The organism is Yoonia sp. SDW83-1 (assembly GCF_046762885.1).
GTDB lineage: Bacteria > Pseudomonadota > Alphaproteobacteria > Rhodobacterales > Rhodobacteraceae > Yoonia.
This window is the reverse complement of the sequence record NZ_JBKQXO010000029.1, coordinates 1-13,006: the sequence shown is the minus strand read 5'-3', so window position 1 is coordinate 13,006 and position 13,006 is coordinate 1. Positions and strand designations below refer to the sequence as shown.

Below are 13,006 nucleotides of genomic sequence, written 5' to 3'. Positions count from 1 at the left end.
TGTGTGGCGGGGCGGTCTGTCGCCGCCCCGCGCCTTGCACAATCAAAGCTGGTTGATCGGCACTTTGAGGTAGGACACGCCGTTGTCTTCTGCCGGTGGCATCTCTCCGGCGCGGATGTTCACCTGCACGGATGGCAGAATAAGCGTCGGCATCGACAGTGTCGCATCACGCGCTTCGCGCATTGCGACAAACTCATCCTCAGTCTGGTCCGCGCCGATATGGACATTCTTGGTCCGCTCTTCGCCGACAGTGGTTTCCCACTTGTATTCATCCCGACCGGGCGCTTTGTAGTCGTGGCACATGTAAAGTGTCGTCTCATCCGGCAGGGCGAGGATTTTCTGGATTGAACGGTACATCACACGCGCATCTCCACCGGGGAAATCGGCGCGTGCCGTGCCATAATCAGGCATGAAAAGCGTATCGCCCACAAAGGCCGCGTCACCGGCAACATAGGTCATGCAGGCGGGGGTGTGGCCAGGCGTATGCATCGACTTGATCGTCATGCCGCCAACGGTGAATTCCTCACCATCCTCAAACAGATGTTCAAACTGGCTGCCATCGGTCTGAAAGCCTTTCTCTACGTTAAAGACCTTGGCAAAAACGTCCTGCACGTCCTTGATATGCGCCCCAACCCCGGTGGTCCCGCCCAATTTTTCCTTCAGATAGGGGGCGGCGCTGAGATGGTCGGCATGGGCGTGGGTTTCCAAAATCCACTGCACCTTCAGATCGTTCTCTTGGACGTAAGATATAATGTCGTCGGCTGACGCTGTGCTGGTACGGCCTGACTTTGGGTCAAAGTCGAGCACAGAATCAAGGATCGCACAGTGTTGGCTGTTTGGGTCTTTGACCACATAGGACACCGTATTGGTGGGTTCATCAAAGAATGCTTTTACTTCGGGGGTCATATCGGGACTCCTTCCTTGTTTCATTGTGAACGGTCTTTCCCCGCCCCTGATTGATCATTCTCAGTTTCAGGTCCCGTTTGCCGGGTAGGTTCGGGAAAGTACCGCCTTGCCCTTGACGAGATAGGAATGTCTTCTTATCTGCGCAAGTATGAATATAAAAGAAATACAAACGACCGCAGACGATATCTGCGAAATCATGACGCTACTGTCCAATCGCAGTCGCCTGATGATCCTTTGCCTGCTGACCGAAAGCGAAAAGTCGGTGGGGCAACTCGCGGAAGCCATTGGTTCCCGTGATACGGCCGTATCCCAGCAGTTAGCCGTCTTGCGGCGCGAACGGATCGTGAAGGCCAGGCGTGAAGGGCAAACGATGTACTACCGCATTGTGCGTGACGACATCGGGAGAATGCTGGCGTTTTTATATGACACCTACTGTGCTGATGGCGCAGGGACCAAGGAGACTGCCCAATGACTCTGAAAAAAATTGACCCAAGAACCGCTCAAAAATGGATGCACGAAGGCAAGGCCGTTCTGATCGACGTGCGTGAACCGGATGAATACATCAAGGAACACGTCCCCGAAGCACATCTTGTTCCCCTGTCAGGTTTCAACCCTGAAGATTTCCCGCAGGAGCACGACAAGATAGCCGTGTTTCACTGCCGCAGCGGTGGCCGCACCGAAGCATCCGCAGCTCAGATCCTACAAACCGGTTTCCGGGAGGCCTATCAGTTGGAGGGCGGCATTCAAGCCTGGCGCGCTGCTGGTTTGCCTGTAAACGAAAACGCCAAGGCGCCGATCAGCATTATGCGACAAGTGCAGATCACCGCAGGCAGCCTTGTCCTGCTGGGCATCGTACTGGCCGTGCTGATCAACCCTTGGTTCGCAGCCATTAGTGCCTTTGTCGGCGCGGGCCTGACCCAGGCGGGGATCACAGGCAATTGCGCGATGGCGACCATACTCAAGCACATGCCTTGGAACCGCATCATTGCAAGCCAACAAGGTTTGCCCACTGCAGCCAGAGCGTAAGGAGAAGACCGATGCAGACCGGGATGCTGAAAAGGTATCTGCCTATTCTGGAGTGGATGCCGGGGTATAACCGTCAAATGCTGGCCAACGATGGCATGGCCGGTCTGATTGTAGCGATTATGTTGGTGCCGCAGGGCATGGCCTATGCCCTGCTGGCCGGTCTGCCACCAGAGGTGGGCCTGTATGCCAGCATCGTCCCGCTGGTTTTCTACGGGTTGTTGGGGAGCAGCCGCGCGCTGGCCGTGGGACCAGTGGCCATCGTCTCGTTGATGGTCGCCACAACCTTGGGCACCCTGGCCGAAGCCGGGTCTGTAGGCTACGTCGCCGGGGCTGTGCTTTTGGCATTCCTCAGCGGGGCGATCCTGCTGGGGATGGGGTTGGCGCAGTTGGGTTTTCTCGTGAACTTTCTCAGCCATCCGGTCATATCCGGATTTTCCAGTGCTGCGGCACTGGTCATCGGGTTTTCACAACTCAAACACCTTCTGGGCTTTGATATCCCGCGCAGTCACCTGATTACTGAAACAATTGGGCATGCAATCACCCATATCAGCCAAATTAATCTTGCCACCTTCGGCATTGCAGCCGTATCGCTGACGATCTTGCTGGTCTGGAAAGGCCGCATGGCTGGGTGGATGAAAGGTGCAGGCGTCAACGCGTCGGTGACTGATGCTGTATCCAAATCAGGCCCGTTGGTAGCCGTGCTGGTCACAACCTTGGCGGTCTGGTTCTTTGGCCTGAATCAAAGCGCAAGCGTCAGTATCGTCGCCGATATCCCCGCAGGTCTGCCGCCCTTCGCAATGCCCGCATTCGATCTTTCATTGATGCAGCAAATGCTGCCAGCCGCACTGCTGATCTCACTCGTTGGCTTTCTGGAAAGCGTCTCGGTCGCGAAATCGCTCGCCAGTAAACGTCGTCAAAAAATCGACGCCAATCAGGAACTGGTGGCCCTTGGTGCGGCCAATATCGGGGCATCATTCACCGGGGGCTATCCTGTCACCGGTGGCTTCAGCCGATCCTTGGTGAACTTTACAGCAGGCGCTGTCACGCCATTGGCCTCTATCATCACTGCAGTGTTGGTCGGGATCACAGTTCTGTTGCTAACCCCCCTGCTCTACTTCCTGCCGAAAGCGACGCTGGCCGCAGTTATCGTGGTGGCCGTAGCCAACTTGATCGATTTCAAGATCGTGCGCGAGACTTGGGCCTATAACAAAACCGACGCTCTGTCGCTGATCGTGACCTTCGTGGCGGTGCTGACCATCGGTATTGAATTGGGTATCGTCATCGGTGCCGGTCTGTCCATCGCGCTGTATCTTTATCGGACCAGCCGCCCCCACATCGCTGTGGTCGGACGGGTCGGCGAGACCGAGCACTTCCGCAACGTGCTGCGCCACAAGGTGCACACCGATGAAGACATCCTGATCGTGCGGGTCGACGAAAGCCTCTATTTTGCCAATACGGCCTACCTTGAGGATGAGTTGCTGGCCCGTGTCGCGGATCAACCGCAGATCAACCACTTGGTGCTGATCATGTCTGCAGTCAACTTCATCGATGCCAGTGCATTAGAGACGCTGGAGACACTGATTGAGCGGCTGAACGACTCCGGTGTCACACTGCACATGGCCGAAGTGAAAGGGCCTGTTATGGACAAGCTACAGCGCGTTGATTTTGAAGACACCTTGGGTCAGGGCCATGTCTATCTTAGCACACATGAGGCGATTGCAGATCTGAAGGCCAGTCTTGGGGCAAAGGCCGCCTGAGCCTGGCCGCACAAATCACCATCAGCTCCGTGAGATCGCGTTTTCTAAGGCCAGTTTCGCCATGCACAGCTTGTAGCAATGGGCAAACTCTGGACATGCAAGGCAGTCATCCCATTCGGTGATATCCGTTTGGATGCTGCGGCCCGATCGCGCCAGCCCGGCGCTGTCTAGCTCAAACGAAAAGACCTTGCCTTGCATCTGGTCATTGACAGAAAAATGCAGGCTGTCGTGAAACATCGTGCCGTAGCAGTGTTTGTGCTGCGTCATGCTGCAGCCTCCTGCAGAAGGATTCCGATGTCGGCCACAGTCAAAACACGCCCGCTTGATACAACCTTTTCGTCGATCACCAGACCGGGGGTCGACATGATCCCATAGCCCGCAATGGCTATGATATCGGTCACCTTTTCAATCTCGGCATCGACGCCTTCGGCCTGTGCTGCAGCGGTGGCATTCTCGGCCAAGGCTACGCATTTCTTGCAGCCGGACCCCAGTATCTTGATGTTCATTGCTTGCGTCCTTTCGTCAGACAAAGAGATGTGCAGTTGCGTTAAAGATGTAACCGATCAGAATGATCCCGACGGTGACGATCCCGATGAAGACCGCCAGCAGCGGTAGCTTGACCACCCGCTTGAGCATGATCATCGACGGTAACGACAGCGCGGTCACAGCCATCATAAACGTCAACGCAGTCCCCAGACCAACACCTCTTTGAACCAAGGCCTCTGCAATCGGTAGCGTCCCAAAAATGTCCGCATACATCGGAACGCCCGCGATTGTCGCGACCAGAACGGACCACCATTTGTCCTGCCCCAACAGCGCCGAGATAAACCCTTCGGGGATCCAGTTGTGGATAGCCGCGCCAATCCCGACACCGATCAGAACATATAGCCACACCCGCCCAGCGATCTCAGTGACCTGTTCGATAGCATAGGTCAGCCTTTCGCGTCGGCTGATTGCACCGTCATTGTCATGGTCACTGACCGGGCTCTGGTAAACGAAGTCTTCGACCTGATCCTCCAGCCTCAGCCGTCCGATCAAGGTGCCACCCAAGACAGCCAAGACCAGCCCGATGACCACGTATGCCAAGGCGATGGACCAGTTAAAAATGCTGGCCAGTAAGATCACCGAGGCCAGATCAACCAGCGGCGATGAAATCAGGAAAGAAAAGGTGACCGCCAGTGGCAAACCGGCACTGGTGAACCCGATGAAAAGCGGGATGGACGAACACGAACAAAAGGGCGTGATCGTCCCCAGCAGGGCGGCGACCGTATTGGCCCACAATCCCTGTCTTTCCCCCAAAATCCGGCGGGTGCGTTCCGGCGGGAAATAGCTTTGCACATAAGAGATACTGAAAATCAGAACGGACAGCAGGATGAAGATCTTGATCACATCATAGATGAAGAAATGAACGCTGCCGCCGATCCGCCCAGCTGTATCCAACCCAAAGCCGTCCCGCACCAAAAGCGTTACCAAATCCGACAGCCACTGCATGCGCAGCAATTGATCGTTAAGCCAGATGATTATCTCTTGCATGGGAGGACTCTGCGCCGGGGCATGTTGCGGTCGGATTGGGTCTAAGTGGCCTGACGCGCCTTAGCGTTGATATTGATCAATCCCAAATCAGATCGGTGGCTTACGTATCTTTTAGACTGTTCGCTTGACGAACTGGCGCTGAGCCGAAGCGCTGAATCAATCCGTGATCTCGCTGCAAGACAGTCAGAGCGTCAGAAGCGTTCGACCTTTAGAGCGCGCTATCTTTGGAATCCAGAAAGGACAAATAATGAACCGTTACCTTAGACTTTATAGCGCGTTAGCGGCAACTGCGGTGATGGCCGCATTGGCAAGCGCAACGCCTACTTTTGCAGATGATGATGACAATGACGACCAAATCCAGTTCATGCCGTTTGGCAACTTTGGTGGGATAAACGTGATGGCGCGCCCTGTTGATACAAATGCGGATGGTATCGTCAGCGCCTCGGAGGCTTCACATCATGCAGGAGCTGGGTTCGCCTTGTTTGACAGTGATGAAGACGGCCAGATTTCTGAGGATGAATATCTGGACAGCGCGCCAACATCCATGCCGCGGGGCCGGAGCAATACTGAACGGCTTTATGTCAACCGCATCGCGCGCTTTAAGACGATGGACGCCGACGGCGACACGCATGTGACATTGGCAGAGTTTATGGCAATCGCGCAGGAAAACTTTGAAGCTGCTGACGCCAACAGCGATGGCAACGTCACCGTTTGGGAATTTCGAGCGCAGCAGAGGCCGTTCTAATTGTAGAGCGCCTAAGTGTTCACCAAAACTTGGTAGTGACAAGACGGGCTTGCGATGTTGTCGGCTCTAGGAAAGCGCCTGCGTCAAAGCGCTGGCCAGATCAGCCATGTGATAGGGCTTTTGCAGCTTGGCGTACTTAATGTCAGGCCCAAGCGTTATCTCCGCCATTTTCTCAGCATAGCTTGCGAGGCGAACGGCAGGTTCCAAACCGCCCTCAACCTCGATCACGCCGCATCTGCAATGAGTTGCTCTGAGCCCGAAGTGACCATTTTTTTGCCATGCGACGAATGTCTGGATTCTCGGTCCAACACCTCACGATACTTCGTGTCTATTTCCAGCAAGTTATATGGCTTGCGCGACCACAAGGTCCCGCCATTTGGTAGGGTTGCCTGTTCGGCGTAGCCAGAAGTGATGACAAACTTGAGATATGGACAGGGCGTCTAAACCTGATGAATATATGTGCCCGGCGCTTCCTCCAACGGTGGAAGGCCATCTTCCGCGGCGCCGATTGTCAGAGGCACCACTTTCCCGCTGCTTTTGGCGACAAGCCATTCGGCATAGCTGGGCCACCACGAACCCGGCTTGGGGGACGTCTGGGAAAGCCATGCATCAGGGCCGATGTAATGTGCACCGCTTGGGCGGTCGTCCATGCGGAAGTGGCGTCTTGCATGGCCCGGCTCGCTAAGGATGCCACCGTTGTGGCCACCCTTTGTCAATACAAACCTCAGGTCGCAATCCGTGAAAAGCCGTGTCTTGTAGACGGACCTCCAGGGAGCGATGTGATCCGTTTCCGTTGCCACAACAAACATCGGGACGGCAATATCCTTCAGCGCGATCACTCGCCCCTCAACCGCGAAACGGCCCGCAGTCAGCCGGTTCTCTAGAAAGAGTCCGCGCAGGTATTCCGAATGCATCCGGGCGGGCATGCGCGTTGTATCGCCATTCCAGACCCCCAGATCTGTCGGAAGGTCCTCTTTACCCAGAAAATACCGATTGACCGCACGGGTATAGATCAGGTCTTCGGCTCGGATGGATGCGAATGTTCGCGCCATCTGCGGGCGGTCAAGATAGCCCTGTTCCCACATCATGTCCTCGACGAACGCGACCTGACTTTCATCGACAAACAGAAGCAATTCGCCCGCTTCACTGAAATCTACCTGCGCCGCCATCAGGGTGATCGAAGCCAGACGGTCATCGCCATCCCGGGCCATGGTGGCGGCTGCGATCGACAGCAGGGTGCCCCCCAGGCAATAGCCGTTGGCATGGACCTTCTGCCCCGGTACGATGGTATTGATCGCATCCAACGCTTTCAGAACGCCGTCCTTGCGGTAATCCTCGAGCGATAAGTCTGATTGGTCGGCGGTTGGGTTGCACCACGAGATCATGAACACGGTAAAGCCTTGATCCAAAAGGTATTTCACCATCGAGTTATACGGCGACAGGTCAAGAACGTAATACTTCATGATCCAGGCAGGTACGAACAAAACAGGCTCTGCCTGCACTTTCGGTGTTTGGGGCGAATACTGCAGTAATTCGAATAGATGATTGCGGTAAACCACCTTCCCAGGCGTTTGGGCAAGATCGATGCCAATCTGATACCCCTCGGGCGCGGGTTCGTGTGACTGGGTTAGCGTCTGGAACATGTCGTGGGTGAAAAGTGTGGCGCCATCGACCAGGTTCCTGCCGCCCTGTTTCGCGGTTGCCGCGATGATTTCGGGATTCATCCATGGAAAATTGGATGGTGACAGCAGATCAAGCATTTGCCGGGTCTGAAACTGTGTTCTGTCGGCATCCTGCTTTTGCAAGCCCCGCACGGGTTGCGTGGCATGAGCCCACCAATCCTGCACAGCCAGAAAGCCCTGTTGCCAAAGATTGAATGGCGCCTTGTTCCAAGCTGGATCTTGGAAACGGTGATCGTGGGGATTGGGGGTAAAAGGGTGTTCTGCGTCTTTTCCCGTCAGGGTCTCGGTTGTATAGCGCATCATCTTGACCGAATTGTCTTGCGCGCGCTCCATCAGTTCCAGTTGACGGCCCGGGGACCTGGCCAGATGCATGGCCCAATCGCTCCATGCTTCGGTCACCGAATGCGGAGAAATCCCACCGGTCAGCCGTGCCATTGCTGCCCTTATGGCCCGATCAAGATTCTGATGTGGATGCCTGGTGGTCTGCTTTGCGGGCGGCAATGGAACCGGCACAACGGCCAGATTGCCTTTCTTGCGCTTTGTCGCGGTCATTGGACATCCCCTTGTTGTCGGAATGAAACTAGGCGCGGGACAGGCTTTGATGATTGAGCGAGATCAACGGACCATGCCGGAAACAATGTAGGTATGGTGACCAGCTAGGAGGTTGTGCCACTGTTTTCGAATGCATTTACAGTCTTCAGGCTTGCCGGGTTCGACGTCCGGGTTGATCCCAGTTGGTTGCTGATTGTCACCCTGATCGTCTGGAGTCTTTCGCAAGGCTACTTTCCGCTTTCCGTTCCCGACCAGACCGGTGAAACCTATTTGCTGCTAGCGATTTTCGGGGCACTCGGGTTTTTTGGGTCGCTGGTGCTGCATGAGCTTGCGCACAGTCTGGTCGCCCGAAGGCTTGGCGTGAAAATCAAGGGTATCACGCTCTTCGTTTTTGGCGGCGTCGCAGAATTGGAAAGCGAGCCCAAAACAGCAGGCGCGGAGTTCTGGATCGCCATTGTGGGCCCGGTGACGAGCTTTGTACTGGCCTTTGGGTTCTGGTTGGCCGGTGCTCTGGCGCAGCTGCTGCTGACCTCAAATGTCGTGCCCGCACTTTTTTCCTATCTTGCTTTCGTCAATCTTCTGCTGGCTGTCTTTAACATGTTCCCCGCATTTCCGATGGATGGCGGCCGGGTTTACCGCGCGTTGTTGTGGAACAAAAGTGGTGACCTGCTGGATGCAACCCGGCGCGCCAGTCATTTGGGCACCATGATCGCATATGGCCTGATTGGCCTGGGTACTCTGAGCCTTATGTCCGGTCAGGGGATCGGCGCGCTGTGGCTTATCTTTATAGGTTTTTTTGTGCTCGCATCTGCGAAAGCTGCGTACCAGCAGACGCGCATCACGGCAGGTTTGAAGGGCAAGACGGTGCGTGATCTGATGACGCCCACCCCACGCTGCGTCCGACCTGACCAGACTTTGGAGGAGCTAGTTGACGAGACAATGTTGCCATACCGGACCAGTTTTGTGCCGGTTCTGCGGCGCGACAAATTGCTGGGCTATGTCGATGGCGAAATCATCCAGCAAACGGATCGTGACACATGGGCCTCGACACTGGTGGGCGACGTTCTTGTTCCCGTTGATCAGTCGAATGCTGTCGCGCCCGACCTGGCGCTCGGGGATTTCCTCGCGCGGATCACGAAAGAGAAACGCCGAAAATACCTGGTCGTGCGTGATGATACTTTGTTGGGCGTGATTACGCTGGCAGATCTGATTGATTACATCAGCCTTTTGAACGCGCTGGGGCCTGATGCAACGCAGGGCGACCCGCATGCATAAGCGAGCCCAACAACACCGGGCTCAGCGCGGCCCGCTGTCCGAGCTCATTCAAGCGGCCCGCGCAAGAGAGAGGCGGCGATATGGTTGATGACCAGACTGACGTAATCGCGTTTCTTGAACAGTTGGAACCGGGTGCCCAAAAGATCATCCAGACCCACGCTGCAATTGTTGCGCTGTATCCGTCTGAAGCGCTCAAATTGAAGCGTGCGGTTAAGTACGACTACCTCGACTTTTCAACGTTAGATCTGCGCCGCGAGATGCTGCAACGCGAAATCGCACTGAATTCCCGTGCGGCGCCTGGGCTTTATCGAGATGTTGTGCCGATTACGAAGGATGCCCCAGGCCGACTAAGCATGAATGGAACTGGCGAAGTCGTTGAATGGGTATTGCGCATGGTCCGATTTTCAGAAGAGGCGGAATTGTCCGTTATGGCTGATCACGGTCGCGTTGATACTGTCATCGCCGATGCCCTTGGCCAGTCCATCGCCACATATCACCGCGAAGCCCCAGCGATATCCGAAGATGGTGCCGTTCTTATCGAGGAGATCATTGACGAGCTTGATCGGGTGTTGTCTGGCCTGGCGGACATCCTTGAACAAAGCCGCACGCAAGTGCTGCTAAAGGAACTGCGCCATGCGCTTGTTCGATCCGCATCCTTGATGCGTGAAAGAGGACGGGCGGGTTGGGTCCGACGCTGCCACGGTGATTTGCATCTGCGCAACATCATCATGTGGAACGGTATCCCAACACCATTCGATGCGCTCGAATTTGATGAACGGCTTGGCACCTGCGACGTCTTGTATGATCTGGCGTTCCTGCTGATGGACCTGGAGCATCGCGGATTGCGCGATGAGGCGAATGCCACGCTAAACGCTTATCTTTCCCGCTGGGCTACGGATGATCATCTGACGGGACTTGCGGCCCTTCCGATATTTCTTGCTGTTCGCGCGACGATCCGGGCCATGGTTGACGCACAAACGGCTGGTTTTCAGGAAGATAGTACCGCGCTGATCGCCGATGCCGTGGGGTTCATGGATCAGGCCATGGCCTATTTGCAGTCGCAGCAGCCTGTGCTCGTCGCCGTCGGAGGCTTGTCCGGTAGCGGAAAGACCAGTCTCGCCGTGCGGGTAGCAGCCGAGATAGGCCGACGGCCAGGTGCGGTGCACATTCGAAGCGACCTGGAACGCAAGGCGCTATTCAGGGTCGATCCGCTGACCCACCTGCCGCCGAGCGCTTATGCGCCAGAGACCAATGCAAAAGTCTACGGGATCATGCGGGACAAGGCTCGACATGTTCTGTCAGCCGGTCATTCTGTTATTTTGGATTCGGTGCATGGTACGGTCGCTGAACGCGACGAGGTCGGTCGCATCGCGGCGGACTTGGGATGCCAATTCTACGGCTTGTGGCTTGACCTTGATACCGAGGCGCGCGTTGAACGTGTTGAAAGACGCATCGATGATGCATCGGATGCTGATGCAGCCGTCGCGCGCAAACAGGCGGCTATCGAAACCGGACCTATTGAATGGATCAAACTTGATGCCGCCAAAGATCCGGACACGCTTGCGCGCGAAACCCTTTCAATCATTGCGGTTGACGCAGTGCGATTGCGTACATGATCCCGGACTTAAGATCATGTTGGTTTCGAATTCCCGCTCGTTGCTTGGTAAGTTTACGTCATCAGCGTAGTGAACATCATGACGATTGAAATCATTCTGGTCCTGTCGCTTCTCGTTCTGGCAATGATCCTGCTGGCGACCGAGTTGCTTCCGATTGAATTGGTTGCGCTACTCTTAGTTGTCGTGCTGGCCGCAACCGGTGTGCTGGACGCGGACCTGGCATTTCAGGGGTTTGCCAGTGAAACAGTTGTCATGCTTGCCTGCGTGATGGTGTTGTCGCATCGGTTGACCGCATCAGGGTTGATCGCGCGCTTCACGCGGACCCTCTTCGCCCGGCGTAAGATGACCCAGCGAAGCACATCTGCCAGCCTGATGACGGTTTCGGCGCTCATGTCCAGCTTTGTCACCAATACCAGCACAACCGCTGTTTTGATCCCGGCGGCGACCGATTTGGCAAGGCGGACAGATACGCAGCCACGGCGGTTTCTGATGCCTTTGGCGTTTGCGTCGATGATGGGTGGATCGGCGACGCTGATCGGGACCTCGACCAATCTGGCGGCAAGTGGCGTCATCGAACGGTTCGGGCTTGAGCCTTTTTCGACCTTTGAGTTTGTCGGGCCGGCGCTGGTGATCAGCCTTGCAGGGATTGCCGTCTTGACGCTGTTCGGGCCGCTCTTGTTGCCAGACACCCGGACATCGGCTGAGGAAGCACCCGAAGACCAGACCCGTTTCATGGCAACGCTGGTCGTGCCTGAAGGGTCGAAAAGCGTGGGCAGTACCATCGGAGAGCTCGACTTCGCATCGCTGTCGCTTGAACCGCTGGCCGTCAGCCGACCGGGTGGCCGGGTCGGCCCACATCCCCGGCGCAAACTGCAGGTTGCCGATCGCATTATTGTCGCGGGCCCCCGCGATGCGGTTCTGACGGCCATCAGAAATCCACGACTGGACCTCGCCTCGGACGTCGCCGCCAGTGCAGACATTGCGGCGAAGACGGTCGTCGTTGATGCCGTGATAATGCCCGGGGCACGCTGGATTGGTCAAACGCTCAAGGCGATGCGTCTGTCGCTAGAGCCTGATCTGACCATCGTCGCCTTGCACCGCAGAGGACAGGAGGCCCCGGCTCTCATTGACCGCATGCGGCTGAAGGTCGGTGATGTGCTGCTGATATCCGGGACTCGTGACCGTATTGCGACGCTGAAGGATGGCACGGAGTTATCGATACTGGGCACCCAGCATCCGTTTCCGCCAACCCAGATCGAAGGCACGTGGACGTTGATGGGGCTGTTGATGGCGATTGTCCTGGCCACGACCGGCGTGCTGCCGCTATCGGTGGGTTTGCTGCTGGCGGTGCTGATGCTTGTTCTGGCGGGTCGGATGACGCTGCAGGACAGCTTTGCGATGATCAACTGGCGCATCTTGATCCTGATCGGCGGCATGTCGAGCTTTGGGTTGGCAATGCTATCTTCCGGTGCTGCCACCTGGCTTGCGAACGGGTTGCTTGCTGTCCTCGGGGGCTATGGTCCCCATGTGCTGCTGCTGGGTCTTGGCCTGCTGACCATTCTTTTGACCCAGCCGATGTCAAATGCTGCCGCGGCCCTGACCTTGCTGCCGGTCGCGATCGAGATGGCCGCGCTTGTGGGTGCTGACCCCCATCCGTTTGTGGTGATGGTGACCTTGTCCGCCTCTTTGTCGTTTATCGCGCCGTTCGAGCCAGCCTTGTTGCTGGTCTATGGTCCCGGTCAGTACAGTTTCAGGGATTTCCCGCGCGCCGGCTTGCCGTTGACCGTGATGTCGTTGGTTTTGCTGATGGTTCTGGTTCCCGTTTTCTGGCCGCTCGAGGTATCGGTGTAGTTGGCCAAGGCTATGGCAACCCGCGTGCCGTGTCGTGGTTGACATGCCTCAACACGCGATATG

Annotated in this window: 13 protein-coding genes; 7 read left to right on the top strand and 6 right to left on the bottom strand. The window is 56.3% G+C overall.

Translation table 11 applies throughout. From position 1 onward, the window contains the following. Nucleotides 1-42: 42 nt before the first annotated feature. Entirely contained in the window at nucleotides 43-906 is an 864-nt protein-coding gene (locus ACFWW4_RS21505; RefSeq protein ID WP_411892721.1) for an MBL fold metallo-hydrolase, read from the bottom strand. Nucleotides 907-1,054: 148 nt separating this feature from the next. On the opposite strand from ACFWW4_RS21505, the gene ACFWW4_RS21500 reads away from it, so the two are divergent. From ACFWW4_RS21500 to ACFWW4_RS21490, 3 genes are read left to right on the top strand one after another with little or no spacing between them, the layout of a single operon-like run. Further along, nucleotides 1,055-1,378: an ArsR/SmtB family transcription factor gene (locus ACFWW4_RS21500; protein ID WP_411892720.1), complete on the top strand. Its 324-nt coding sequence runs from the start codon at nucleotides 1,055-1,057 to the stop codon at nucleotides 1,376-1,378. Beyond that, complete coding sequence (locus tag ACFWW4_RS21495; protein ID WP_411892719.1) at nucleotides 1,375-1,932, top strand: rhodanese-like domain-containing protein; 558 nt, start codon at nucleotides 1,375-1,377, stop codon at nucleotides 1,930-1,932. Before ACFWW4_RS21500 ends, ACFWW4_RS21495 begins: the two co-directional genes overlap by 4 nt. An 11-nt stretch (nucleotides 1,933-1,943) precedes the next feature. Then, the gene (locus ACFWW4_RS21490; protein WP_411892718.1) at nucleotides 1,944-3,689 is read left to right on the top strand and encodes a SulP family inorganic anion transporter; all 1,746 of its coding nucleotides are present in this window, start codon (nucleotides 1,944-1,946) and stop codon (nucleotides 3,687-3,689) included. Nucleotides 3,690-3,710: 21 nt separating this feature from the next. Here the strand turns inward: ACFWW4_RS21490 and ACFWW4_RS21485 are convergent, their stop codons facing one another. From ACFWW4_RS21485 to ACFWW4_RS21475, 3 genes are read right to left on the bottom strand one after another with little or no spacing between them, the layout of a single operon-like run. After that, complete coding sequence (locus ACFWW4_RS21485; RefSeq protein ID WP_393931354.1) at nucleotides 3,711-3,956, bottom strand: hypothetical protein; 246 nt, start codon at nucleotides 3,954-3,956, stop codon at nucleotides 3,711-3,713. Then, entirely contained in the window at nucleotides 3,953-4,195 is a 243-nt protein-coding gene (locus ACFWW4_RS21480; RefSeq protein ID WP_411892717.1) for a thioredoxin family protein, read from the bottom strand. Before ACFWW4_RS21480 ends, ACFWW4_RS21485 begins: the two co-directional genes overlap by 4 nt. Before the next feature lie 16 nt (nucleotides 4,196-4,211). After that, entirely contained in the window at nucleotides 4,212-5,222 is a 1,011-nt protein-coding gene (locus ACFWW4_RS21475) for a permease (RefSeq protein WP_411892716.1), read from the bottom strand. A gap of 163 nt (nucleotides 5,223-5,385) precedes the next feature. Between ACFWW4_RS21475 and ACFWW4_RS21470 the strand changes: the two genes are divergently transcribed. Further along, complete coding sequence (locus ACFWW4_RS21470) at nucleotides 5,386-5,967, top strand: EF-hand domain-containing protein (protein WP_411892715.1); 582 nt, start codon at nucleotides 5,386-5,388, stop codon at nucleotides 5,965-5,967. Between the two features lie 66 nt (nucleotides 5,968-6,033). On the opposite strand, the gene ACFWW4_RS21465 is transcribed toward ACFWW4_RS21470, so the two are convergent. Together ACFWW4_RS21465 and ACFWW4_RS21460 are read right to left on the bottom strand one after the other, a co-directional pair. Beyond that, nucleotides 6,034-6,195, bottom strand: a complete 162-nt coding sequence (locus ACFWW4_RS21465) for a hypothetical protein (protein WP_411892714.1) — start codon at nucleotides 6,193-6,195, stop codon at nucleotides 6,034-6,036. A gap of 212 nt (nucleotides 6,196-6,407) precedes the next feature. After that, entirely contained in the window at nucleotides 6,408-8,201 is a 1,794-nt protein-coding gene (locus tag ACFWW4_RS21460; RefSeq protein WP_411892713.1) for a PHA/PHB synthase family protein, read from the bottom strand. Between the two features lie 114 nt (nucleotides 8,202-8,315). Here ACFWW4_RS21460 and ACFWW4_RS21455 point away from each other — a divergent pair, with 114 nt between their 5' ends. The 3 genes from ACFWW4_RS21455 (at nucleotide 8,316) to ACFWW4_RS21445 (ending at nucleotide 12,943) form a co-directional block, all read left to right on the top strand. Continuing rightward, complete coding sequence (locus ACFWW4_RS21455) at nucleotides 8,316-9,476, top strand: site-2 protease family protein (protein ID WP_411892712.1); 1,161 nt, start codon at nucleotides 8,316-8,318, stop codon at nucleotides 9,474-9,476. An 80-nt stretch (nucleotides 9,477-9,556) separates the two neighbouring features. Beyond that, nucleotides 9,557-11,092: an AAA family ATPase gene (locus ACFWW4_RS21450; RefSeq protein WP_411892711.1), complete on the top strand. Its 1,536-nt coding sequence runs from the start codon at nucleotides 9,557-9,559 to the stop codon at nucleotides 11,090-11,092. A gap of 78 nt (nucleotides 11,093-11,170) precedes the next feature. Continuing rightward, on the top strand, nucleotides 11,171-12,943 hold the full coding sequence (locus ACFWW4_RS21445) for an SLC13 family permease (protein ID WP_411892710.1): 1,773 nt from the start codon (nucleotides 11,171-11,173) through the stop codon (nucleotides 12,941-12,943). Nucleotides 12,944-13,006: the final 63 nt, after the last annotated feature.

What these genes read in the sequence shown, in the direction of transcription:
- ACFWW4_RS21505 (WP_411892721.1), bottom strand. Translation starts at nt 906, where the DNA reads ATGACCCCCGAAGTAAAAGCATTCTTTGATGAACCCACCAATACGGTG.
- ACFWW4_RS21480 (WP_411892717.1), bottom strand. Translation starts at nt 4,195, where the DNA reads ATGAACATCAAGATACTGGGGTCCGGCTGCAAGAAATGCGTAGCCTTG.
- ACFWW4_RS21445 (WP_411892710.1), top strand. Translation starts at nt 11,171, where the DNA reads ATGACGATTGAAATCATTCTGGTCCTGTCGCTTCTCGTTCTGGCAATG.
- ACFWW4_RS21450 (WP_411892711.1), top strand. Translation starts at nt 9,557, where the DNA reads ATGGTTGATGACCAGACTGACGTAATCGCGTTTCTTGAACAGTTGGAA.
- ACFWW4_RS21495 (WP_411892719.1), top strand. Translation starts at nt 1,375, where the DNA reads ATGACTCTGAAAAAAATTGACCCAAGAACCGCTCAAAAATGGATGCAC.
- ACFWW4_RS21490 (WP_411892718.1), top strand. Translation starts at nt 1,944, where the DNA reads ATGCAGACCGGGATGCTGAAAAGGTATCTGCCTATTCTGGAGTGGATG.
- ACFWW4_RS21485 (WP_393931354.1), bottom strand. Translation starts at nt 3,956, where the DNA reads ATGACGCAGCACAAACACTGCTACGGCACGATGTTTCACGACAGCCTG.
- ACFWW4_RS21475 (WP_411892716.1), bottom strand. Translation starts at nt 5,222, where the DNA reads ATGCAAGAGATAATCATCTGGCTTAACGATCAATTGCTGCGCATGCAG.
- ACFWW4_RS21500 (WP_411892720.1), top strand. Translation starts at nt 1,055, where the DNA reads ATGAATATAAAAGAAATACAAACGACCGCAGACGATATCTGCGAAATC.
- ACFWW4_RS21460 (WP_411892713.1), bottom strand. Translation starts at nt 8,201, where the DNA reads ATGACCGCGACAAAGCGCAAGAAAGGCAATCTGGCCGTTGTGCCGGTT.